Annotated in this window: 18 protein-coding genes; 9 read left to right on the top strand and 9 right to left on the bottom strand. The window is 68.8% G+C overall.

Annotation, left to right across the window (positions count from 1 at the left end):
* Positions 1 to 13 precede the first annotated feature (13 nt).
* Both AP428_RS20930 and AP428_RS20925 read right to left on the bottom strand, forming a co-directional pair.
* On the bottom strand, positions 14 to 853 hold the full coding sequence (locus AP428_RS20930) for a class II aldolase/adducin family protein (RefSeq protein ID WP_011547822.1): 840 nt from the start codon (positions 851 to 853) through the stop codon (positions 14 to 16).
* Positions 854 to 886: 33 nt separating this feature from the next.
* Entirely contained in the window at positions 887 to 1,972 is a 1,086-nt protein-coding gene (locus AP428_RS20925) for an LLM class flavin-dependent oxidoreductase (protein WP_011547821.1), read from the bottom strand.
* Between the two features lie 246 nt (positions 1,973 to 2,218).
* Between AP428_RS20925 and AP428_RS20920 the strand changes: the two genes are divergently transcribed.
* On the top strand, positions 2,219 to 3,577 hold the full coding sequence (locus tag AP428_RS20920; RefSeq protein WP_011547820.1) for an acyl-CoA dehydrogenase family protein: 1,359 nt from the start codon (positions 2,219 to 2,221) through the stop codon (positions 3,575 to 3,577).
* A 79-nt stretch (positions 3,578 to 3,656) separates the two neighbouring features.
* On the opposite strand, the gene AP428_RS20915 is transcribed toward AP428_RS20920, so the two are convergent.
* Positions 3,657 to 4,631: a LysR family transcriptional regulator gene (locus AP428_RS20915; protein WP_011547819.1), complete on the bottom strand. Its 975-nt coding sequence runs from the start codon at positions 4,629 to 4,631 to the stop codon at positions 3,657 to 3,659.
* Positions 4,632 to 4,648: 17 nt separating this feature from the next.
* Here AP428_RS20915 and AP428_RS20910 point away from each other — a divergent pair, with 17 nt between their 5' ends.
* The gene (locus AP428_RS20910; protein WP_011547818.1) at positions 4,649 to 5,215 is read left to right on the top strand and encodes a cysteine dioxygenase; all 567 of its coding nucleotides are present in this window, start codon (positions 4,649 to 4,651) and stop codon (positions 5,213 to 5,215) included.
* Between the two features lie 105 nt (positions 5,216 to 5,320).
* Positions 5,321 to 6,946 (top strand): rhodanese-related sulfurtransferase, encoded by a 1,626-nt coding sequence (locus tag AP428_RS20905; RefSeq protein ID WP_041489399.1) that lies wholly within the window; start codon positions 5,321 to 5,323, stop codon positions 6,944 to 6,946.
* A 69-nt stretch (positions 6,947 to 7,015) separates the two neighbouring features.
* On the opposite strand, the gene AP428_RS20900 is transcribed toward AP428_RS20905, so the two are convergent.
* On the bottom strand, positions 7,016 to 8,161 hold the full coding sequence (locus AP428_RS20900; protein ID WP_011547816.1) for a glycerophosphodiester phosphodiesterase: 1,146 nt from the start codon (positions 8,159 to 8,161) through the stop codon (positions 7,016 to 7,018).
* Positions 8,162 to 8,554: 393 nt separating this feature from the next.
* Here AP428_RS20900 and AP428_RS20895 point away from each other — a divergent pair, with 393 nt between their 5' ends.
* Positions 8,555 to 9,622 carry a squalene/phytoene synthase family protein gene (locus AP428_RS20895; RefSeq protein WP_011547815.1) on the top strand — a complete coding sequence of 356 codons (1,068 nt, stop codon included), beginning with the start codon at positions 8,555 to 8,557 and terminating at the stop codon, positions 9,620 to 9,622.
* 480 nt (positions 9,623 to 10,102) lie between these two features.
* On the top strand, positions 10,103 to 11,323 hold the full coding sequence (locus AP428_RS20890) for a porin (RefSeq protein ID WP_011547814.1): 1,221 nt from the start codon (positions 10,103 to 10,105) through the stop codon (positions 11,321 to 11,323).
* A 102-nt stretch (positions 11,324 to 11,425) separates the two neighbouring features.
* Here the strand turns inward: AP428_RS20890 and AP428_RS20885 are convergent, their stop codons facing one another.
* The 3 genes from AP428_RS20885 to AP428_RS20875 form a co-directional block, all read right to left on the bottom strand.
* Positions 11,426 to 11,845 (bottom strand): cupin domain-containing protein, encoded by a 420-nt coding sequence (locus tag AP428_RS20885; protein WP_011547813.1) that lies wholly within the window; start codon positions 11,843 to 11,845, stop codon positions 11,426 to 11,428.
* Between the two features lie 10 nt (positions 11,846 to 11,855).
* Complete coding sequence (locus tag AP428_RS20880) at positions 11,856 to 12,293, bottom strand: carboxymuconolactone decarboxylase family protein (RefSeq protein WP_006479143.1); 438 nt, start codon at positions 12,291 to 12,293, stop codon at positions 11,856 to 11,858.
* A 96-nt stretch (positions 12,294 to 12,389) separates the two neighbouring features.
* Positions 12,390 to 13,874, bottom strand: coding sequence for a PLP-dependent aminotransferase family protein (locus tag AP428_RS20875; RefSeq protein WP_011547812.1), 1,485 nt, complete (start codon positions 13,872 to 13,874; stop codon positions 12,390 to 12,392).
* Positions 13,875 to 14,039: 165 nt separating this feature from the next.
* Between AP428_RS20875 and AP428_RS20870 the strand changes: the two genes are divergently transcribed.
* Complete coding sequence (locus tag AP428_RS20870) at positions 14,040 to 14,957, top strand: LysR family transcriptional regulator (RefSeq protein WP_011694720.1); 918 nt, start codon at positions 14,040 to 14,042, stop codon at positions 14,955 to 14,957.
* A gap of 122 nt (positions 14,958 to 15,079) precedes the next feature.
* The gene (locus AP428_RS20865; RefSeq protein ID WP_054928367.1) at positions 15,080 to 15,829 is read left to right on the top strand and encodes an SDR family oxidoreductase; all 750 of its coding nucleotides are present in this window, start codon (positions 15,080 to 15,082) and stop codon (positions 15,827 to 15,829) included.
* A gap of 68 nt (positions 15,830 to 15,897) precedes the next feature.
* On the opposite strand, the gene AP428_RS20860 is transcribed toward AP428_RS20865, so the two are convergent.
* Both AP428_RS20860 and AP428_RS20855 read right to left on the bottom strand, forming a co-directional pair.
* The gene (locus tag AP428_RS20860; RefSeq protein ID WP_054928363.1) at positions 15,898 to 17,535 is read right to left on the bottom strand and encodes a glycoside hydrolase family 32 protein; all 1,638 of its coding nucleotides are present in this window, start codon (positions 17,533 to 17,535) and stop codon (positions 15,898 to 15,900) included.
* A 175-nt stretch (positions 17,536 to 17,710) separates the two neighbouring features.
* Positions 17,711 to 19,294: a glycoside hydrolase family 68 protein gene (locus AP428_RS20855; RefSeq protein ID WP_054928362.1), complete on the bottom strand. Its 1,584-nt coding sequence runs from the start codon at positions 19,292 to 19,294 to the stop codon at positions 17,711 to 17,713.
* Positions 19,295 to 19,481: 187 nt separating this feature from the next.
* On the opposite strand from AP428_RS20855, the gene AP428_RS20850 reads away from it, so the two are divergent.
* Entirely contained in the window at positions 19,482 to 20,510 is a 1,029-nt protein-coding gene (locus AP428_RS20850; RefSeq protein ID WP_054928361.1) for a substrate-binding domain-containing protein, read from the top strand.
* Positions 20,511 to 20,865: 355 nt separating this feature from the next.
* The gene (locus AP428_RS20845) at positions 20,866 to 21,552 is read left to right on the top strand and encodes a type 1 glutamine amidotransferase domain-containing protein (RefSeq protein WP_011547806.1); all 687 of its coding nucleotides are present in this window, start codon (positions 20,866 to 20,868) and stop codon (positions 21,550 to 21,552) included.
* The last annotated feature ends 123 nt before the right edge of the window (positions 21,553 to 21,675 follow it).

Genomic DNA, 21,675 nt, shown 5'->3' with positions numbered 1-21,675 from the left:
GCGCAAGGGCGGCTCAGTCGAGCAGATCGGGTTCGTCGGCGACGACGCGCGCGAACAGGCTGTCGAACGCATGCAGCGCACCGTCGGGGCCGCCGATCTGGCCATGCGTATGACGCGCGGTCGCGTGATCGATCGGTTGCGGCGTGCCGGCCGCTTCGGCCAGCAACTGCGTGTGCGCGGCATTGTCGAGCGCGATGTACCACCACGCGGCGGCCTCGACCGTCGGGCCAGCCGTCAGGATGCCGTGGTTCTTCAGGATCACGCCCTTGTGCGTGGTGCCGTCCGGCTTCGCGAGCGCATCGGCGATCCGCGCGCCTTCGCTGGTGTCGACGACCATCCCCGTGAAATCGTCGAACAGCGCGTGGTCTTCATAGAACACGCACGCGTCCTGCGTGAGCGGATCGAGCGGGCGGCCGAGCGTCGACCAGGCCTTGCCGTAGGTCGAATGCGTGTGCGCGGCGGCGACGACGTGCGGATGGGCTTCGTGGATCGCCGCATGGATCGCGAACGCGGCCTTGTTCAGCGGCCGTTGACCGATCGCGGTTTCGCCGCGCGCGTTGACGAGCAGCAGGTCGGAGACCTTGATCTGCGAGAAATGCACGCCGAGCGGGTTCACCCAGAAATGATCGGGCAGCTCCGGATCGCGCGCGGTGATGTGGCCGGCGAGGCCCGACGCGAAGCCGAAGCGCGCGAACAGGCGGAACGCGGCCGCGAGCCGCTCCTGCCGGTGGCGGCGCTCGGCGGCCACGTCGATGCGCGGCGCGGGCGGGTCGAACCAGAAGTGCTGGCGCGGGGTGTCGGCGAGCACGAGGCCCGATGCGGTACGGTCGGGCGACGAAAGGACGGCGGACATGGTGGCGTAGGGCTCCGTATGGTTCCGTGGGGCTCAGGCGGCGCGGCGGGCCGCGTCGCGTGCGGCGACGGCGCCGCGCACGCGCGGAATCAGTTCGCGGCCGTAGTCGATCGCGTCTTCCAGCGGATCGAAGCCGCGGATCAGGAACGTCGTCACGCCGAGGTCGTAGTAGTCGAGCAGCGCGTCGGCGACCTGTTCGGGCGTGCCGACGAGCGCCGTCGAATTCGAGCGCGCGCCGGTGAGCTTCGCGATCTCGGTCCACAGCCGCTTGTCGACGCGCGAGCCGCGCTCGGCCGCGGCGAGCAGGCGGCGCGCGCCTTCGCTCTGCTGCGGGCCGCCGGCGCCGAGCCCGGCCGCTTCGCGCAGCCGGCGCGTTTCGTCGAGGATGCGGTGCGCACGCGCCCATGCTTCGTCCTCGGTCGCCGCGAGGATCGGGCGGAACGACACGGAGAAGCGCACCTGGCGGCCGTGCTTCGCGGCTTCGGTGCGCACGCGGGTCGTCAGGTCGCGCACCTGGTCGAGCGATTCGCCCCACAGCGCGTAGACGTCCGCGTGCTTGCCGGCCACCGCGAGCGCCGCTTCCGACGCGCCGCCGAAGTAGATCGGCACATGCGGCTGCTGAAACGGCTTCACTTCCGAGAAACCCTGCTTGAACCGGTAGTGCGCGCCGTCGTGATCGAACGGCTGCGGTTCCGTCCAGATCCGCCGCAGGATGCCCAGGTATTCGTCGGTGCGCGCATAACGCGCGTCGTGATCGAGGAAATCGCCGTCGCGCTGCTGCTCGCTGTCCGAGCCGCCGGAGATGAAGTGCACGGCGAGCCGGCCGCGGCTGAACTGGTCGAGCGTCGCGATCTGCCGCGCGGCGAGCGTCGGCGCGGTGAAGCCCGGGCGATGCGCGAGCATGAAGTGGATGCGCTCGGTCGCGGCCGCCGCGAACGCGATCGTCAGCGTCGCCGACGGGCCGGTCGAGTGATGCGGCACGAGAATCCGGTCGAAGCCGGCCGTTTCGTGGGCGCGGGCAAAGTCGCGCACATAGTCGGGATCGACCACGGGGCCGGACGCCGGGTGGATTTCCGACTGTTTCTGGCTCTGGATCATGCCGATGAATTCGACGCTCATCTGGGTCTCCGGTGCAGGGACGTTCCGGCGCACGGCCGGGCGGGAATGGAGCGCAGGTTAACGCCGCGATCATGCGGAATGGAAATAATCAATCCCGATTTGAATATCAGATTTGCATGGTTTGGGGGCGCATGCGTTGCGCATACGCTGTGGGCTCGTGAATGATCGGGCGCGCGCGGGTGCCGCGTTTGCCGCCTTTGTCGTCTTTTCGCCGCCGTGTTCGACCTACCCAGGGAATCCGTTTCGATGTCCGCCAGCCTTGCCGCTTCCTCGCCGTCACCGCAACCTGCGCTGCGCCTTCTGCCTGCCGATGCGGCCGGCACCGCTGACGTTGCAGACGCCGACGAGACGAACGACGCGCGCCTCGCCGCGCTGCTCGAGCGCCTCGCCCCCGAACTCGCCGCCGATGCGGCCCGCAACGACATCGACGGCCGCTTTCCGCACGAGAACTTCGCGCGGCTGCATCGCGCCGGGCTGATCGCGCAGGTCGTGCCGCGCGAGCATGGCGGCGCCGGGGCGACGCTCGCGCAGGCGAGCCGGATCGTCGCGGCCGTCGCCGGGGCCGATCCCGCCACCGCGCTGGTGTTGACGATGACGTATCTGCAGCATCGCGCGCTCGGCCGCGCCGACAACCGCTGGCCGGCGCAGGTGCGGCGCGCGGTGTTCGACAGCGCGGTCGCGCACGGCGCGCTGATCAACGCGCTGCGCGTCGAGCCCGCGCTCGGTTCGCCGTCGCGCGGCGGGCTGCCGGCGACCATTGCGCGCCGCGACGGCGACGGCTGGCGGCTGTCGGGCCACAAGCTCTACAGCACCGGCATTCCGGCGCTGCGCTGGCTGGCCGTGTGGGCGCGCACCGACGAACCGGCGCCGCGCGTCGGCGTGTTTCTCGTGCCGCGCGAGCGCGCGACCGACGGCGAGCGCATCCGCGTGATCGAAAGCTGGAATCATCTTGGCCTGCGCGCATCGGGCAGCCATGAAGTCGTGTTCGACGAGGTGCCGCTGCCGGCCGAATATGCGGTCGACGTGCGCGCGCCGGACGCATGGGCCGTGTCGGCCGCCACCCATGCGGATGCCGACGCGCAGGCCGATCAGCAGGCGTGGATGGTCGCGCTGCTCGGCAGCCTGTACGACGCGGTGGCGCGCGCATCGCGCGACTGGCTGGTCGAATTCGCGACGACGCGTGCGCCGAGCGGGCTCGGCGCGCCGCTCGCGACGCTGCCGCGCGTGCAGGAGGCGGTCGGCGAAATCGAGGGCTGGCTGCACACGAACCGGGTGCTGCTCGACGATCACATCGCGCGCACCGACGCCGGCAATGCGCCGTCGGTGACGACCAGCGGTCTCGTCAAGCGCACCGTGACCGAGCAGGCGATCCGGACGGTCGAGCAGGCGCTGAAACTGTCGGGCAATCACGGGTTGAGCCGCACCAATCCGCTGGAGCGCCACTATCGCGACGTGCTGTGCAGCCGCGTGCATACGCCGCAGGACGATGCGATCGCGGTGGCGGCGGGGCGGGCGGCGCTCGATGCGGCGCCGCGCGGGCAGACGCACGCGGCGGCGGACGCAGCGTCACGCAACGGGGGCGAACGCGGTCGACATGATGCGTGAGCCGGGCCGGGGTGCCGGGCACGGCAACGGCGTGGCGCGCCGCGCGGCCGTCGTGGCCACGACGGCCGCCACAGTCAGGTCAAGCGGCCTTGTCGTGCGATCGCTCGGGCAGCGCGAACGCGGCGCGCGCATGCGCGGCGATGGCCGCGAGCGGCGCGTCGAAACGGGCCGCATCGTGCCGGCGCAGCAGCCACAGATCGATCTGCGGCTTGAAATCGGCGAGTGGCACGATGTCGAGCGCGTCGCGCAGCGGGCTGCCTTCGACGAGCGGCAGCGGCATCAGCCCGAGGCCGAACCCGTTCGCGACGCTCTGCAGTTGCAGGTCGCGGCCGTACGCGTCGAGCGTGACCGGCATCGGCAGACCCTGGGCGTCGAGCGCGCGCCGCAGGCCCGCACGAAAACCGCAGCCGTCCGGATTGAGCACCCAGCCGCGCGCATGGCAATCGGCGAGCCGGTAGCTGCGGCGCGGCCAGTCGCCCTTGCGGCCGACCGCGACGAGCCGCGTGTCCAGCAGCCGAACGCCTTCGACCTGCGCCGGCAGCACCATTTCGCGGGCAAGGAAGACGAGCGCCGCATCGAGTTCGCGGCGGGCGATGCGTTCGACGAGCAGGCCGCCCCATGCAGTCGTGACCTGCGTCGCGAGCGCGGGCCATTGCGCGGCGAGATCGCCGATGAGCGCCGGCAGCATCAGCTCGCCGAGCCCCTGCGTGACCCCGATCCGGAATTCGCCGGCCGGCGGCTGCTGGCCGGCCGTCAGTTCGCGCAGCGCGTCGACCTCGCGCAGGATCGCGCGACACTGTTCGAACACCTGCCGGCCGATGTCGGTCGGGCGCGGCGGCTTCGTGTTGCGGTCGAGCAGCGTCACGCCGAGCGCTTCCTCGAGATTCTGGACGCGCCGCGTGATCGCGGGCTGCGTCATCCCGAGCTCGGCCGCGGCCTGGCTCAGGGTCTGGCAGCGGACGACCGCTGCAAAAGCGTCGATATCGCTAATTTTCATGTTTGTTCTGCATGGTCTTTCAGGTGCATCATGACGATCCATTATATTCGGCATCATATTCGAGGAGACGGCCGATGAGTACGCTTTCGTTGCAACAGACGCCGCTGCGCCCGTTCGTCGAGGGTCTGGATGCGCTGCTCGCGTCCGGCGCGAACGAGGCGCGCATTCTCGACGAGGGCGGCGCGCTGCTCGCCGCGCTCGTCGAACACGACGACTGGTTGCCCGACGCGTTCGCGCAGCCCGATCCCGAGCGCTACCGGCAGTACCTGCTGCATCTCGACCCGGACGAACGCTTCTCGATCGTCAGTTTCGTGTGGGGGCCCGGCCAGGCGACGCCGATCCACGACCACACGGTGTGGGGGCTGATCGGGATGCTGCGCGGCGGCGAGTTCTCGCAGCCGTACCGGTTCGACGCGGCCGGCAAGCCGGTGCCTGCCGGCGACGCCGTGCGGCTGCGGCCGGGCGAGGTCGAGGCCGTGTCGCCGCGCATCGGCGACGTGCATCGCGTGACCAACGCGTTCGCCGACCAGGTATCGATCAGCATCCACGTGTACGGCGCGAACATCGGCAAGGTCGAGCGCGCGGTGTACCTGGACGACGGGACCGTGAAGCCGTTCGTGTCGGGCTATTCGAATGCCTGACGCACGGCCCGCTGGCGTGACCCGTTGCGGGCGCGCGCCGGCAGGGCCACGCTCGATCCGTTCCGCTTCATTCACCGACTTCAACGCATTCAACATAGAGACATCGTGACGCAATCCGCCGATTCCATTTCCCGCTTTCCCGTCGCGTCGTACGAGGATGTACGCGCGCGCCTGCTGGCCCGCGACGAGATCGCGCTGATCGACGTACGCGAGGAAGATCCGTACGCACAGGGCCACCCGCTGTGGGCGGCCAACTTTCCGTTGTCGAAGCTCGAACTCGACGCATGGACGCGGATTCCGCGCCGCGACACGCCGATCGTCGTGTTCGGGGAAGCGGGCGGCGAGGATCTCGCGCCGCGCGCGGCCGCGACGCTCGCGCGGCTCGGCTACACCGACGTGCGGCTGCTCGACGGCGGCCTCGCGGGCTGGGTCGCGGCGGGCGGCGAACTGTTCATCGACGTGAACGTGCCGAGCAAGTCGTTCGGCGAATGGGTCGAGGCGGAGCGCCATACGCCGTCGCTGTCCGCGCAGGAGGTCCAGGCGCTGATCGATGCGAAAGCCGATGTCGTGATCGTCGACGCGCGCCGCTTCGACGAGTACCAGACGATGAACATCCCGACGTCGACCAGCGTGCCGGGCGCGGAACTCGTGCTGCGCGTGCGCGCGCTTGCACCCGATCCGCGCACGCAGGTGATCGTCAACTGCGCGGGCCGCACGCGCAGCATCATCGGCACGCAATCGCTCGTCAACGCGGGGCTGCCGAATCCGGTCGCCGCGCTGCGCAACGGCACGATCGGCTGGACGCTGGCCGGCCAGACGCTCGAGCGCGGTGCGGCGCGCCGCTTTCCGGACGAGATCGACGCGACGCAGCGCGCCGAAGCCCGTCAGGCTGCCCGCGCGGTGGCCGAGCGCGCGGGCGTGCCGCGCATCGCGCTCGAGGACGTCGCCACGCTCGACGAACCGGGCCGCACGCTGTACCGCTTCGACGTGCGCACGCCCGAGGAATACGAAGCCGGGCATCTGCCGGGCTTCCTGAGCACGCCGGGCGGCCAGCTCGTGCAGGAGACCGACCATCACGCGGCCGTGCGCGGCGCGCGGATCGTGCTGGCCGACGACGACGGCGTGCGCGCGGACATGACCGCCTCGTGGCTTGCCCAGATGGGCTGGGACGTGCGCGTGGTCGAGCCGGCGGGCACCGCGGCATTCTCCGAGCGCGGCCAGCCGCCGCGCGACGTGCCGGCAACGCCGCCCGCCGCCGACGTGTCGCCCGCGACGCTCGCCGGCTGGCTGAAGGAGGCCGCGCCCGGCGAGCTCGCGATCGTCGACGTGACGGCCAGCGCGAACTACGTGAAGCGGCATATTCCCGGCGCGTGGTTTGCCGTGCGCGCGCAGTTGCGCGACGCGCTGGCGACGATTCCGCCCGCGAAGCGCTACGTGTTCACGTGCGGATCGAGCCTGCTGGCGCGGTTCGCGGCGGATGACGCGCGTGCGCTGCTGCCGGCATCGGCCGAGATCCGGGTGCTGACCGGCGGCACGGCCGCGTGGATCGAGGCCGGGCTGCCGCTGGAGAGCGGCGAGACGCATCTGGCGTCGCCGCGCGTCGATCGCTACCGGCGTCCGTACGAAGGCACCGACAACGCGGCCGCCGCGATGCAGGCGTATCTCGACTGGGAATACGGGCTGGTCGACCAGTTGAAGCGGGACGGCACGCACCACTTCAACGTGATCTGAGCGATGCGGGCAACCGGGTGCGGCGCGTCGTGCGCGGCGCCCGGTCACGAAGCGGATCGGCGCTTCGTATCAGCGCTTGAACGTATCGACGGCCGTGCGGCCGACGGCCGGATCGTCGGTGAAGAAGCCGTCGATCCCCGCGCGCAGGTATGCCTGGATCTCGCGCACCGACCCGGCCGTGTTGCGCGTGGCCGGCGTGCCGCCGTCCTTCAGCGACGCGGGCAGGAAGTTGTTCTCCGGGCGGAACGTGTACGGATGCACGACGAGACCGGCCTCGTGCGCGTAGCGCACGTACGGCGTCGGCTGCTGCAGCGTGCCGTCCGCGGCGACCGCGATGATCGACGTCTTGTACGGCCCGACGCCGTTCGCATAGGTCGCGATCTCGCGCATGCCGTCGCGCGTCGACAGGTCGCCGTAGGTGCGCGTGTCGTTCGCCTTCACGAAGTCGTACGGGCGCTGCTGCGCTTCGTCCATCAACTGCACGAGCTTCCAGTTCGGCTGGCTCGACTTGATCCGGTTGCGGATCGTCTTCAGGTTCGCGACTTCGAACGACTGGATGTAGACGGTCGCGGTGCGCGACGTGTACGCATCCTTCAGCAGCGCGTCGACGAGGCGATCCTCGAGCGGCAGGCCGATCGACTGGAAGTAGGTCGGATGCTTGGTTTCCGGGTACAGGTGGATCGTGCGGCCGGTCTGCGCGGACATCTGCTTCGCGAGCGCGACGATCTCGTCGAACGTCGGAATCTCGAACTGGTCGTTGTACGCGGTATTGGCGGGGCGTACCTGCGGGATGCGCTCACGCGCCCGCAGCGTCTTCAGCTCGGCGAGCGTGAAATCCTCGGTGAACCAGCCCGTCAACTGCGTGCCGTCGATCGTCTTGGTCGCCTTGCGGCTCGCGAACTGCGGCAGCGCGGACACGTTCGTCGTGCCCGAGATCTCGTTTTCGTGGCGCGCGACCAGCACGCCGTCGCGGGTCGACACGAGGTCGGGCTCGATCACGTCCGCGCCGTCCTCGATCGCCTTGCGGTACGACGCGAGCGTGTGTTCGGGGCGCAGCGCGCTCGCGCCGCGATGGCCGACCACCTGGACCTTCGCGGAAATTGGCTGCGTGGGATCGCGCGTCAGATCGTCGCCACCGCCGCACGCGGCGAGCAGGAACGCGGCGGCACAGGCGAACGGGGCGTAGCGCAGGGAGGTCGGGCGCTTGAGGAGCATGTCGATGAACCTTCGAAAACGGAGTCGGAAAGGAGGCGGAAAGGAGGCGGAAAGGAGCTCGCGCCGGCGGCCCGGCGGGGAGCCCGGGCTGAACGGAGTCGAACGGTGCGCGATCGTCGCATCGAATAATTACATATGTATTACTTCGACCTTTCCGTTTTGCTTTGAAGGCGCGACGTGCAGGGCAGCGCGAGTGACGGCGGGCTGCTGCGCACCGCATTCCGGCCGTCGCAACGAGTTCGTGCGCCGGATGCACTAAACTTGCGGGAATTTTGCATCGCCGCAGCGGGGCCGAGGCCCGCCTGGCGCGACGATGCGGCGACTCGCGGGCCGGCGCGGGCGCCCGGCGCCCGTGTGCGTCCGGGGCCCGCGCCGACCGATTTTTCCCGACCCATGACGACCCATACCGATCCCGCCTATCTGCTCGGCGAACTGCTGAAGAACGTTTCCCGCTCCTTCTACCTGACGCTGCGCGTGCTGCCCGACGGCATGCGCGACCCGGTCGGCCTCGCGTATCTGCTCGCGCGCGCGGCCGACACGATCGCCGACACGGCGCTCGTCGCGCCTGATCGCCGCGCGGCGCTGCTGACCGACCTGCGCGACGACATCGAACGGCTCGGCGATGGCGCGGCGCTGTCGCGTTCGCTCGAGGACGTGACGCGGATGCAGACCGATTCGCACGAACACCTGCTGCTCGGTTCGATGGAGCCGATGCTCGCGCTGCTGCGCGCGCAGCCGGAGGCCGATCGCGCGTCGATCCGCAAGGTCGTCGCGACGCTCACCGCGGGGATGGAGTTCGACCTGCGCACGTTTCCGCACGAGCAGTCGGGGCAGGTCGCATCGCTGCCGACGCGCGACGTGCTCGACCGCTACACGTACCTGGTCGCCGGCTGCGTCGGCGAGTTCTGGACCGACATGACGGGCGCGCACACGCGTGCCGCGCGCGGCTGGGATCTGTCGGACATGCGCGAGAAGGGAATCCGTTTCGGCAAGGCGCTGCAGATGACCAACATCCTGCGCGACTGCGCGAAGGATCTGCGCATCGGCCGCTGCTACCTGCCCGACGACGTGCTGGGCGCACACGGGCTCGTGGTGGCCGACCTGATGCAGCCAGAAGCATCGGAACGTGCGCGCGGCGTGCTGGTCGACCTGCTGCGCGTCGCGCTCGACCAGTATCGCGACGCCTACCTGTATACGCTCGCGATTCCGCGTCGTTTCGTGCGGCTGCGGCTCGCCTGCCTGTGGCCGATCATGATCGGCCTCGAAACGCTCGAACTGCTGGCCGGCCACGCGGCGTGGCTCGACCCGGCGAAGCCGGCCAAGGTGCCGAGAAAGCGCGTCTACCGGATCATGGCGGCGTCGCTCGCGCTGGTCGGCTCGAACACGGCGGTCCGTTCGCGTCTGACCGCGCTCGCCGATGCGGTGACCGCGCGGCTCGCGCGCCCCGCGACGCAGCTCTGAAGATCGCCGGCGCGGCAGGCGCCGGCATCGCCTCCCGGCCCGCGTTCGTCGGGCCGTTCCCGTCTGGTCTCCGGCACGTCGACTAAAAACGTTTTCATGATTTCGTGTCTCGAAATGTGGGTGTCACGAACGTGGGCGATCCTGCGCGGCGGCGTGAATCGCGGCGTCAGCTTCGATCGCGCATTTGTAAGACCTTTTGGTGCCGAAGGCGTCTGACGACATTGGGCGGTCGTGGTGCGCCCGTAAAAATGTAAAGCTAGGGTTTTCACCGGCAAATGCCGGAAACGCCCGCTGCACAAGCGTTTCGGGCTGTCATGTAACCGTTTGGTGAACCCGCGCGTTGCGTCGATCATACGATGACCGACTGCACATGTTGGGAAACAATTGGTAATCCGTCAGAATCGCGTCGGCATGTACTCGCACATGTGTCGGTCATAAAACCACACCAGAAAAGAAACATTCTTTGAGGACGGAGAATCAATGAAAAAGCGCGTCGCTTTCGCCATGACGGCAGTCGGTCTCGCAGCCGCTACCGCCGCCCACGCCCAGAGCAGCGTGACCCTCTACGGTATCGTCGACAACGGTATCGCTTGGCAGAACAACTCGTCGGCAGTCGGCGCAACCTCGGGTGGTCACTCGAAGGTGCAGATGTCCACCGGCGTGTGGGCAGGCAGCCGCTTCGGCCTGAAAGGCAGCGAAGATCTCGGCGGCGGCACGAAGGCGATTTTCCAGTTGGAAGCCGGCGTCAACACGGCTAACGGCTCGTCGCAGTGGACCAACGGCATCTTCACGCGTCAGGCATGGGTTGGCCTGACCAACGCCACGTACGGTACGCTGACGGCCGGCCGCCAGTACACCGCGTACTACACGCTGCTGTCGCCGTACAGCCCGACGACCTGGCTGACCGGCTACTACGGCGCGCACCCGGGCGATATCGATTCGCTGGATACCAGCTACCGCGCGAACAACTCGCTCGTCTACATGTCGCCGAAGTTCTACGGCTTCACGGTCGGCGGTTCGTACTCGTTCGGCGGCGTCGCAGGCGCGACGAACCGCGGCTCGACGTGGAGCGCGGCGATCCAGTACCTGAACGGCCCGGCAGGCATCGCGGTCGGCTATCAGAAGGTCAACAACTCGACGCTCGGCGGCGGCGTGTGGGGCGCGAACTCGACGGTCCAGAACGGCCTGACGGCAGCGGGCGACGGCAACCAGCCGGCAGTCTCGTCGATCAACAACGGCTACGCGACCGCGCAATCGCAGCAGCGTATCGCCGTGACGGCGGGCTACCAGTTCACGCCGGCATGGGATATTTCGGCGTCGTACTCGAACGTCCAGTACACGCCGGGCACGGGTTCGTTCTTCCGGAACAAGGCAATCTTCAACACGGCTGGCGCCGTGCTGCACTGGAAGGCAGCTGCTCAGTGGGACTTCGCGGCAGGCTACTCGTACACGGCCGCAACGCAGTCGAACGGCATCACGAGCTCGGCCAAGTACCACCAGGTCACGCTGTCGCAGTACTACAGCCTGTCGAAGCGCACGGGCCTGTACGCGGTTGAGGCTTACCAGCACGCAAGCGGCAACACGCTGAACGGCCGCGGCAACGCAATCATCTCGGCGACCACGTCGATCGGTGACGGCGTGGGCGCAGGTTCGAAGCAGAACCAGATCGGCGTCGGCGTCGGCATGATCCACCGCTTCTAAATGTCGCGCGGCGCGCGAGCGCCGCTCACGGCATGCGGTATGAAAACCGGCCTTCGGGCCGGTTTTTCGTTTACGTCGCGAGCCGATGCACGATCCGTCGGATCACTGATCGATCGGCGACTTCAGCGGCTGATGCTCGCCCGTCAGCCCGAACACGACGAGTTGCGCGGGCTCGGTCGCGCTCGCGTTGCGCGACACCTGATGGCGCGAGCCGGGCGGTTCGTACCAGCCTTCGCCGGCGCGATAGCGGCGCAGCGGGCCGCCGTTCACCTGCGACAGCACTTCGCCTTTCGACACGACGGCGAACACCGAGCCGAGGTGCTTGTGCGCTTCGGACGCCTGACCGGGCGCATAGTCGACCGTCGCGACGACCACCAGTTTGCCGGGCGCCTCGGGCACGGCTTGCTGCATGATCGCGTGCACGCTGTCGCCGGCGTCGTGCGCGTGAGCGCCGGCCGGCAGTGCGGCGGCCAGCATGAGCCCGGCGCACAGCGCGACGCGAGGGAGCGGGGAACGGATCATCGTCGCCGCCTCACTCGGGCATCTTGCGGAACGCGATCGCGAAGCGGTTCCACGAGTTGATCGTCGCGATCAGCATCGACAGGTCGAACAGCTCCTCGTCGGTGAAATGCGGCTTCACGGCTTCCCAGACGGCGTCGGGCACGTGGTTGCTGGCCACCAGCGTCAGTGCCTCGGTCCATTCCAGCGCCGCGCGTTCGCGCTCGGTGAAGAACGGCGTTTCGCGCCACGTGACGACGGTCGCGAGACGGCGGTCGGTTTCGCCGCCCTTGCGCGCGTCGGTCGTGTGCATGTCGACGCAGAACGCGCAGCCGTTGATCTGCGACGCGCGCAGGCGGACGAGTTCGGCGAGCGGCTTCTCGATCGAGCTCTTCGCGAGGAATTCCTCGGCGTTGCGCATCACCTTGATCGCATTCGGGCTGGCGGCATAGAAGTTCAGGCGCGGTTGCATGGCAGGTCCTTTTCGGTTGGGTAGCGCCGGGGTGGCGCGACAGGACCTACTTTACGAGTCGCACTGGCCTGCTTGAATAGCCAATTTAACGGAAATTCAGGTAACCAGTGACGGCCCGTCCGCGATGCCGGCATCCAGCAATCCCGCCAGCTTCGCGAGCGCCGTGTCGATGCGCAGCGCGTCGATCCCGCCATAGCCGAACAGCAGCCCCGGGCGCACCGGCACGCCCACGTGGAACGCCGAGATCCCGTACAGGCCGATGTCCTGCGCCCGCGCCGCGCGGACCAGCGCCGCTTCGTCGAGCCCCGGCTTCAGGCGCGCGGCGAGATGGATGCCGGCGGTCGGCACGATCGCGTCGAACCACGGCGCGAGTGCGCCGCGCAGGTGCGCGATCAGCATCTTGCGGCGCGCGTCGTAGTGCTTCTGCACGCGTTTCAGGTGCCGCGCGAAATCGCCTTCGTGCATGAAGCGCGCGAGCGCCGCCTGCGTGAGCGCGCAGGTGTGCCAGTCGACGATCTGCTTCGCCTTGGCCAGCGCGCCGCGCAGCGCGCGCGGCGGAATCGCGTAGCCGATCCGCAGTTCGGGAAAGATCGTCTTCGAGAACGTGCCGACGTACGCGACGAGGCCCGTGCGGTCGAGGCTCTTCAGCGATTCGACCGGCCGGCCCTCGAAGCGGAATTCGCCGTCGTAATCGTCCTCGATGATCACCGCGCGGCGGCGCTGCGCCCATTCGAGCAGCGCGACGCGGCGCTCGAGCGTCATCGGCATGCCGAGCGGGAACTGATGCGACGGCGTCACGTAGACGAGCCGCGCGTCGTCCGGCAACCGTTCCGTGACGAGTCCCTGCGCGTCGACCGGCACGCCGATCACCGTCGCGCCGAGCGACGCGAACGCGGCGCGCGCGGGCGGATAGCCGGGGTCCTCGACCGCGACGACGTCGCCCGGCCGCACGACGACGCGCGCGAGCAGGTCGAGCGCCTGCTGCGCGCCTTGCGTGACGAGCACGTCGTCCCAGCTGCAGGCGACCGCGCGGCTGAATCCCGCGTAGCGCGCGATCGCGCCGCGCAACTGCGGATCGCCGGCCGGATCGTGGTACTGGCCGGGGCCGCGCGCCTGCTGGCGCAGCGCGTGATGCAGGCAGCGCCGCCATGCGTCGAACGGGAACAGCGTCTTGTCGGTCACGCCCCCGCGAAAGTCGAAGCCGGGCGAATCCTGCGGCGCGGGCATCGCGAGCGCGTCGGGCAGGTCGTTCCACAGCGCGCGCGCATCGACCGCATCGATGCGCGGCCGCTCGTCGACGATCGACGGCGCCGACGTCACCGCGGCGTGCGGCACGCGCGCGAGGCCATCGGCGACGAACGTGCCGTCGCCGGCGCGCGTAGTCAGGTAACCCTCGGCCACCAGGCGCTCGAATGCGTCGAGCGTCGTCTTGCGCGACACGCCGAGTTGTTTCGCGAGATCGCGCGTCGACGGCAGCCGCGCGCCGCCTTCGAGACGCCCGTCGACGATCGCGGTGCGCAGTTGCCGGAAGATTTGCCCCGTCAGGTCGTGACGGCCTTCGATGCGGATCGCGATGTCCATCGCAGTGGTTACCTCGATTCGTGTGATTTCACCTCGATCAGCATACCGGAACTCGACCGCGCCGGCGGCGGTTCCGGGCTCGCAGCCGCACCGGCCCTCGCGCGATTGGACCGCCGTGCGCTGCTGCCTTACGATCCACCACAAACCTCACCGCGGAGCGACCTCATGCTGTCCGAAGACGAACTGGCGCTGCTCGACGCGATCCGCGCCACCGGCAGCCTGTCGCGTGCCGCCGCGCGGCTCGGCAAGGCGCCGTCGACGGTGTCGCATGCGGCGCGCCAGCTCGAAACCCGGTTCGACGCGCTGCTGTTCGACCGGCGCGGCTACCGGCTGCAGCTCACGCCGGCCGGACAATTGCTGACCGACGAGGCGGCGCGGCTGGCGCTCGACGTCGCCCGGCTGACGCAGCGCGTGCGGCAGGTCGCGAGCGGCTGGGAGGACCGGCTGTGGATCGTCAGCGACGAGGTGCTGGAGTTCGATACGCTCCTGCCGGTCGTCCGCGCGTTCGATGCGCTCGATTCCGGCGTGTCGCTGCGTTTCACGCACGAGGTGCTTGGCGGGACCTGGGAAGCGTTGCGCGACGGCCGCGCGGATCTGGTCGTCGGCGCGACCAACGAGCCGCCGGCGATGCCGGGCCTCAAGTGGTTCGAACTCGGCGCGATGGAGTGGGTGTTCGCGGTGTCGCCGCGCCATCCGCTGGCGGCCGCGAGCGGGGTGCTGACGCGCGACGCGATCGGTGCGCACCGCTCGGTCGTCGTCGCCGATTCGTCACGGCGGGCGGCCGGCCGCGCGTATGGCCTGCTCGGCGGGCAGGCGGTGCTCGCGGTGCCGTCGATGCGCGCGAAGATCCTCGCGCAGCGCGATGCGCTCGGCGTCGGCTGGGTGCCGCGCCGGCGCGTCGCGTCGCTGCTCGCGCGCGGCGAACTGGTCGAGAAGCCGACGGCCGATCCGCGCGAGCCGAATCTGCTGTACGTCGCGTGGCACGGCGATCGTGACGGCCGCGCGCTGCAATGGTGGCTGGAGCAACTGCGCGAGCCGCGGCTCGCGCAGCGGCTGCTCGACGGGATCGATGTGATCGGCTGAGCGCGCTCGCTCAAACATGTTCGACGTTTTCGAACATGTCCGTCGTGCCCGTCGCACGGCAAGGCCGCGCGCCGCGCGCATCCTGTGTTCACGGTCAACTCACCGGTTCACAGGAGAACATCATGCAACGCTTCGAAGGAAAGACGGTCCTCGTCACGGGCGGCAACAGCGGCATCGGCCTGGCGGCCGCCCGCGCATTCGCGGTCGAAGGCGCGCGAGTCGTCATCACCGGGCGCGACGCCGACACGCTGGAAGCCGCCCGTCAAACGCTCGGCGAAGGCGCGCTGGTAATTCGCAACGAAGCCGGCAGCGTCGCATCGGCCCGCGCGCTGGCCGACGCGCTCGCCGCCGCCGGCGTGCGGCTCGACGCCGTATTCGTCAACGCGGGCGTCGCGAAACTCGCGCCGTTCGCCGACAGCGACGAAGCGATGTGGGATCTCGTGTTCAACACCAACGTGAAGGGCGCGTATTTCCAGATCCAGTCGCTCGTGCCGCTGCTGAACCGCGGCGCATCGATCGTGATCAACGGCTCGATCAACGCGCATATCGGGATGCCCGGCTCGTCGGTGTACGCGGCGAGCAAGGCGGCCGTCAATTCGTTCGCGAAGACGCTGTCGACGGAACTGCTGCCGCATGGCGTGCGCGTGAATGTGGTGAGCCCGGGGCCCGTGCAGACGCCGCTGTACGGCAAGCTCGGGCTCGACGCGGCGACGCTCGACGCGACGGCCGACAAGATCAAGGGCCTCGTGCCGATCGGCCGGTTCGGCACGCCGGACGAAATCGCGTCGACGGTGCTGCACCTGAGCGCGCCGGAATCCGCGTTCATCGTCGGCGCGGAAATCATCGCGTCGGGCGGGATGGGATTGCTCTAAGGGGGCGACGCGGGCGGGGCCCGTAACCGGCGATGCGATGCCGGGCGAGCGGGCCCCGTCACCTGCACCTATCGTGGCGCACAAGCACCGCGCGTGTCGTCGCCGGTTTTCAACTGCGTCACCGTCAACCCTGCGAACGTCGCGCGGCCTTGCTCGGCGAACACGGCCACGCGATCCGCGTCGAGCGGCGGAAAGATCAGGTCCGTCAGCGCGACGCGACCGCCGTTCGCGAACACTTCGACCGAGCCGCGATCGACGACGATTTCGAGCCGCAGTTGCCCGTGTTCGAGCGGCAGATCGACGATGTGCTCGCGGCTGAACGTGCTGGCGAAATTCGCTTCGCCGGATTGCGAGCGGTCGAGCGTCAGCGTGCGCTTCGCCGTGTCGTACACGATCCGGGTGCCGATCGAGCCGTCGGTCGAGCGCCGGACGATCAGGCCCGCGCGCGCGGCACGCTGCGGCGAGATCGTCACCGTGATGCGCTGGACGACGCCGCGCGTCGCGGCCGACAGCGCGCGGGTGGCGGAGTCGACCGTCAGGTCGCCTTCATGCACGGCGGGCCGGCCGTCGGCCCACGCGTCGAAGGCGGCGGCCGGCACGACGATGAGGGTCGGCTCGCCGTCGATCGTCTTCAGCGCCAGTTCGCGCGGCAGCGTGGTCGCGCCACGCCATGGGGTGGTCGGCACCTTGGCCGCGTAATCCCAGTTGCTCATCCATGCGATCGCGACCGGCCGGGCGCCCGGTGCGCCGGAGAACGTGCCGGCCGCGTAAAAATCGGCGCCGTGGTCGACCCAGTGGAATTGCGCGGGGTCCGAACCGGCGGGTGCGACGCGGTCGGGCACGAACGTGCGGCCGTCGAAGTTGCCGACGAAGTACATCGCGCCGGAACCGCCCGCGATCGACCACGGATTCACGTTGACGATCATCACCCACTTGATGCGGCGGGGATCGCCGTCGAGCGGCAACGGTATGAGGTCCGGCATTTCCCACAGCGCGCCCGCATGCGGCACGTCCGGCAGCGTGAAGTCGCTCAGGAACGACCAGTGGATCAGGTCGTCGGAGCGATAGAGCTTCACGACGTGCGCGTCGGCAACGACCGTCGTCATCAACCAGTAGCCGCCCGCCGCGTACCACGACACTTTCGGATCACGAAATTCCTTCGATTCCGGATCGAGCGTCAGCACCGGGTTGTGCGCATATGGCTGCCAGGTCGTGCCCTGATCGAGGCTGTACGCGAGCGACTGCGCCTGGATGCCGGGCGCGTGACCCGAGCCGGGCTTGTAGACGCTCGTATAAAGCGCGACGAGCGGCGTGTGGCCCGGCGTGCCGAGGCCGGACGTGTTCAGGGTGTCGGCGACGATCGAGCCCGAGAAGATTTCCTCGGTGGCGTTCGCGCGCATCGCGACCGGCTGCTCGCGCCAGTGAACGAGATCGGTGCTGGTCGCGTGCCCCCACGACATGTTGCCCCAGTCGTTGCCGAGCGGGTTGTACTGATAGAACAGGTGATAGCGGCCGTTCGCGTAGACGAGCCCGTTCGGGTCGTTCATCCAGTTGCGTTGCGGCGTGTAGTGGAGGGCGGGCCGCCATCGCGGCGTGCCGTTGTCGGGCGGCGCGTGGCACGGAGCGGCCACGGCCTGCGTGCAGGCCACGCAGGCGAACAGCAGCCGGACGAGCCGGACGAAAAAGCGGAAAGACGTCGAATTCATGCGGGACCAGGCGCTTCGTCGGGCGAAGCGGGAAAGGGCGCAGGCCGTTTGCAACGACGGCCTGCGCAACGGTCAAAGGAAAAGTCGAAAGAAAAAGAGGAGGCGCACACGCGACACGCGCGATACGCACCTCCTGAACCTCGTGCCTTTATCGACGACGGTTATTTTGGGTTGCCTAGTTGCCCTGGCCGTTGCCGTCGTTGTGGCCGGCCCCCGTCGCCGGCAGGTTCGCCGGGATGTCGCCGTAGCCGCCGAGGCCGCCGCGTCCATACGTGCGGTCGACCGCCGTCGACGTACCGTTGATGTTCACCTTCACCGTGGGCGCGAGCGTGCCGCCGCGGCGCGGGCCGATCGCATCGATGAACGACTCGACGAGCCCGCCCGGCATCACGTAGTGCGAATACGACTGGAATTCGCGCGGGTTCTGGTTCGGGTCCTGCGAGTACGGTGCGCCGGCCGGTGCGGAGAAGTCGGTCGGGTTGCCGAGCACGAGGCCGCTGCCGCCGTTCAGCGGCAGGAAGTCGCTGCGGATGCCGTTGCCGACGAAGCCGTACACGCCGTCCGGGCCATCGACGCCGGCCGCCATCGTCGTGCGGTGGCTGATCGTGAACAGGTAGTACTTGCCGTCCTTCAGGTAGATCTGCGGGCGCTCGGTCTGGTCGTCGACGCAGTTCGCCGACAGGATCGGCGGCAGGAACTTCCACGCGGTCAGTTGCGGGTTCGTCGCGACCGCCAGGCCGACGTTGGCCTTTTGATACACTGCGCCCGAATTCATCACCGCGTTGAGATCTTCGCGGTTCGGATCGTTCGGCGCGTAGCCGAGATCGGTCTCGGTGCAGGTGCGCGAGCCGCGCGGGCCGCCGGTGTTGCCCTCGAACACCATGTAGGTCTTGCCCGGATGCGCGGGATCGGTGAACACGAACGGATCGCGGAACGAGAAGTAGGTGTTCTGCTGGCCGGTCTGGTAGTAGTTGCCGTCCGGCTGCAGCAGCGCCTTGTGATCGTCGAAGCCGGTGAACCACACGTGCTTGTCGTCGGCGTGGATGTTGCCGTCGGCGCGCGTGATGATCGCCTGCGGCGGCGTGATGTCGGCGCCGCCGGGCGCCGAGCGGTTGAACGACGTCGCGGTGTAGTAGAGGCTGACGTTGCTGCCGTTCGTCAGGCGCGCGGAGCCCGACCATTCGGCGTTGTTGGTCATCGGCGCGGTGCCGAACACCCGGGCGCTCGCGCCGTCGGGGAACAGGTGGCCGCCCCAGGTCCAGCCGCCGTTCGCGGGGCGCTGCGATGCGGGGATGCCGGCGCGGCGATAGAAGAAGCCGATGCGGGCGTGGACGTGACGGTCGTCGAACGTGTAGCCCGCGTGCGGATCGGCGGTGAGCGAGAAGATCACCTCCCAGCCCTTGTAGCTGAGCTGGTTCGCGCGCAGGTCAGCCAGCGGCCACGTGTCCCACACCCACACGTTCGAGTTGATCAGCGGGAAATCCTGCGGGATGTCCGGCATCGTCAGCGCTTGCGGCAGCGAATTCTTGTCGGCGCCCGCGGTGTGCGATTGCGCGACGATCTGGCGGATGTCCGCCCGCGTCCAGCGCATCGTGAAGTTGCCTTCGGGATCGTAGGCTTGCTGGGTATGGGGCGTGGGCACGGGCGCGCCCGTGCCGCTGGACTGCGCGTGCGCGACGGACGCGAAGGCGGCGAGTGCGCCGCCAGCGAGCAGCAAACGTTTGGCCGCGACCGGACGGAAAAGGGGAAAGTATGTCATCTCGTCGTTGTTTCCTGGAAAGGTGAAAGTGAACGGCTGAGTGGGCATCGATGTCCAAACCGGTTTGGATGCTATTTCAAACCGGTTTGGAACGCAAAAGATATTTATTTGACGGTAATCGTTACCAATTGGAAATAATTACCCGGTCGGCGCGTCCCGGGATTCGGGCAGCCGGGCGGATCGACGCATGCGAGGAGTGACGGTGAAGGTGAATCTGAAGGCGCTGTCGGACGCGCTCGGCCTGTCGCGGACGACGGTCAGCCGCGCGTTGAACGGTTACGACGACGTGAGCGAGGCGACGCGCGAACGCGTGGCGAAGGCCGCGCGGGAAATGGGGTACGTGGCCGATCCGACCGCGCGCCGGCTCGCGACCGGACGGGCCGACATGATAGGGATCGTGTATCCGTTCGGCGCCGGCGATCTCGGCGATCCGCGGTTCGCCGAGGTCGTCGCGGGCATCACCGAGCGGCTCGCCGAGCGCAATCTCGATTTCATCATCGCGTCCGCGCGACCGAACGCGGAACTGGACACCTATCGGCGGATCGTCGACGGCAAGCTCGTCGACGGGTTGATCGTCGCGCGCACGCGGGTCGACGATCCGCGGATCGCGTACCTGCAAGCGAGCGCGTTTCCGTATGTCGCGTACGGTCGCACGCAGGCCGCCGGCCCGTACGCGTGGTTCGACTTCGACAACGAGGCGGGCGCGCGCGACGCGGTGCGCCGGCTGATCGGCTTCGGGCATCGGCGCATCGCGATGATCAGCGCGCCGCTGACGCTGAATTTCGCCGCGCAGCGGCGTGCCGGTTATCTGTCGGCCTTGCGCGAAGCCGGTATCGACGCCGATCCGGCGCTGCTCGTGGAATGCCCGTTCACGCCCGACGGCGGGCGGCAGGCGGCGCGGGCGTTGCTCGCGCGCGCCGAGCCGCCGACCGCGCTGCTGGTCGACAACAACATCGCGGGCAGCGGCGCGTTTCGCGTGCTGGTCGACAACGGGCTGCGCCTGGGGACGGACCTGTCGCTGATCGTCTATGACGGCGTGCCGGCCGATATCGCGCACCCGTATCGCGTCACGGCGGTCGTGCAGCCGACCGGCCACGCGTCGGGGCGTGCGCTCGCGGAACTGATGCTGCGGCTGCTGGACGATGGCGTGTGCGATCAACGGCTCGAAGCGCCGGCCATCGAGGCGGGCGACACGGACGGTCCGTTGCGCGGGTAGCCCGCACCCAGCGGCGAGGCGACGGCGGGCGGGCAAGCGACGGCGGCCGTTGCTGAACGGCGCCCCCGTCGCAAAGGCCATGACGATGGCAGGGGCGAATACGCGTTCTTCTAGACGACCGGTCTAATCCGAGGCTATCATCCGTGCTTGTGAATGCGGCGACGCCTCAGGCAGATTCAAGCAGCGAGATGTCGTCGTTTTATTTCGGCCGCGTCTAGACGACTGGTCTAATAGGCATATATCGCATGCGGATGAATGAATCGCACGTTGCCGCGCGCCGGCTGACTAACCGACAGGCGTGGCACGCCGACGTGCGGCCCCGTTTCCCCGTTCATTTTCGAAGGAGTGTCCGATCATGAAGATCCTGGTTGTCCTGACCTCGCACGACACGCTCGGCGACACCGGCAAGAAAACCGGCTTCTGGCTCGAGGAACTGGCCGCGCCGTACTACACGTTCAAGGATGCGGGCATCGAGCTGACGCTCGCGTCGCCGAAGGGCGGCCAGCCGCCGCTCGATCCGAAAAGCAGCGACCCGACGGCCCAGACCGACGCGACGCGCCGTTTCGACGCCGATGCCGCGGCCAAGGCCGAACTCGCGTCGACGCGCAAGCTGGCCGATGTGTCGGTGGACGACTACGACGCGGTGTTCTACCCAGGCGGCCACGGCCCGTTGTGGGATCTCGCCGAGGATCTGCATTCGATCGGCCTGATCGAGCGCGCGCTCGCGGCCGGCAAGCCGGTCGCGGCGGTGTGCCACGCGCCGGGTGTGCTGCGCCACGTGAAGAACCCGCAGACCGGCGAGTCGGTCGTGCGCGGCAAGCGCGCGACGGGGTTCACCAACAGCGAGGAAGCGGCCGTCGAGCTGACCGAAGTCGTGCCGTTCCTCGTCGAGGACATGCTGAAGACCAACGGCGCGGAATTCGAGCGCAGCGCCGACTGGGCGCCGCATGTCGTCACCGACGGGCTGCTGATCACCGGGCAGAACCCCGCGTCGTCGGCGCCCGCGGCCGAGGCGCTGCTCGCGAAGCTCGGTCACCGCTGAAAGCATGGCGCCGGCCGGCCCGCCGATGGCCCGCATCGCTGCGTCGTGCGCACCGCATGGCGCATTTCCAGCCGTTTTGCAGAACCAAGCAAAGGAGTCGTGGATGTCTGCCCTGTTCGAACC

The organism is Burkholderia sp. E168m22, assembly GCF_001319805.1.
In the GTDB taxonomy this organism is placed as follows: Bacteria; Pseudomonadota; Gammaproteobacteria; order Burkholderiales; family Burkholderiaceae; genus Burkholderia; species Burkholderia orbicola.
Note: the sequence above shows the minus strand (reverse complement) of the source record. Positions and strands in the feature narration are given on the sequence as shown.

Coding starts and splice junctions, on each gene's coding strand:
- AP428_RS20920 (WP_011547820.1), top strand. CDS start 2,219: ATGTCCGCCAGCCTTGCCGCTTCCTCGCCGTCACCGCAACCTGCGCTG.
- AP428_RS20890 (WP_011547814.1), top strand. CDS start 10,103: ATGAAAAAGCGCGTCGCTTTCGCCATGACGGCAGTCGGTCTCGCAGCC.
- AP428_RS20925 (WP_011547821.1), bottom strand. CDS start 1,972: ATGAGCGTCGAATTCATCGGCATGATCCAGAGCCAGAAACAGTCGGAA.
- AP428_RS20875 (WP_011547812.1), bottom strand. CDS start 13,874: ATGGACATCGCGATCCGCATCGAAGGCCGTCACGACCTGACGGGGCAA.
- AP428_RS20870 (WP_011694720.1), top strand. CDS start 14,040: ATGCTGTCCGAAGACGAACTGGCGCTGCTCGACGCGATCCGCGCCACC.
- AP428_RS20850 (WP_054928361.1), top strand. CDS start 19,482: ATGCGAGGAGTGACGGTGAAGGTGAATCTGAAGGCGCTGTCGGACGCG.
- AP428_RS20895 (WP_011547815.1), top strand. CDS start 8,555: ATGACGACCCATACCGATCCCGCCTATCTGCTCGGCGAACTGCTGAAG.
- AP428_RS20855 (WP_054928362.1), bottom strand. CDS start 19,294: ATGACATACTTTCCCCTTTTCCGTCCGGTCGCGGCCAAACGTTTGCTG.
- AP428_RS20910 (WP_011547818.1), top strand. CDS start 4,649: ATGAGTACGCTTTCGTTGCAACAGACGCCGCTGCGCCCGTTCGTCGAG.
- AP428_RS20880 (WP_006479143.1), bottom strand. CDS start 12,293: ATGCAACCGCGCCTGAACTTCTATGCCGCCAGCCCGAATGCGATCAAG.
- AP428_RS20885 (WP_011547813.1), bottom strand. CDS start 11,845: ATGATCCGTTCCCCGCTCCCTCGCGTCGCGCTGTGCGCCGGGCTCATG.
- AP428_RS20860 (WP_054928363.1), bottom strand. CDS start 17,535: ATGAATTCGACGTCTTTCCGCTTTTTCGTCCGGCTCGTCCGGCTGCTG.
- AP428_RS20845 (WP_011547806.1), top strand. CDS start 20,866: ATGAAGATCCTGGTTGTCCTGACCTCGCACGACACGCTCGGCGACACC.
- AP428_RS20865 (WP_054928367.1), top strand. CDS start 15,080: ATGCAACGCTTCGAAGGAAAGACGGTCCTCGTCACGGGCGGCAACAGC.
- AP428_RS20915 (WP_011547819.1), bottom strand. CDS start 4,631: ATGATGCCGAATATAATGGATCGTCATGATGCACCTGAAAGACCATGC.
- AP428_RS20900 (WP_011547816.1), bottom strand. CDS start 8,161: ATGCTCCTCAAGCGCCCGACCTCCCTGCGCTACGCCCCGTTCGCCTGT.
- AP428_RS20930 (WP_011547822.1), bottom strand. CDS start 853: ATGTCCGCCGTCCTTTCGTCGCCCGACCGTACCGCATCGGGCCTCGTG.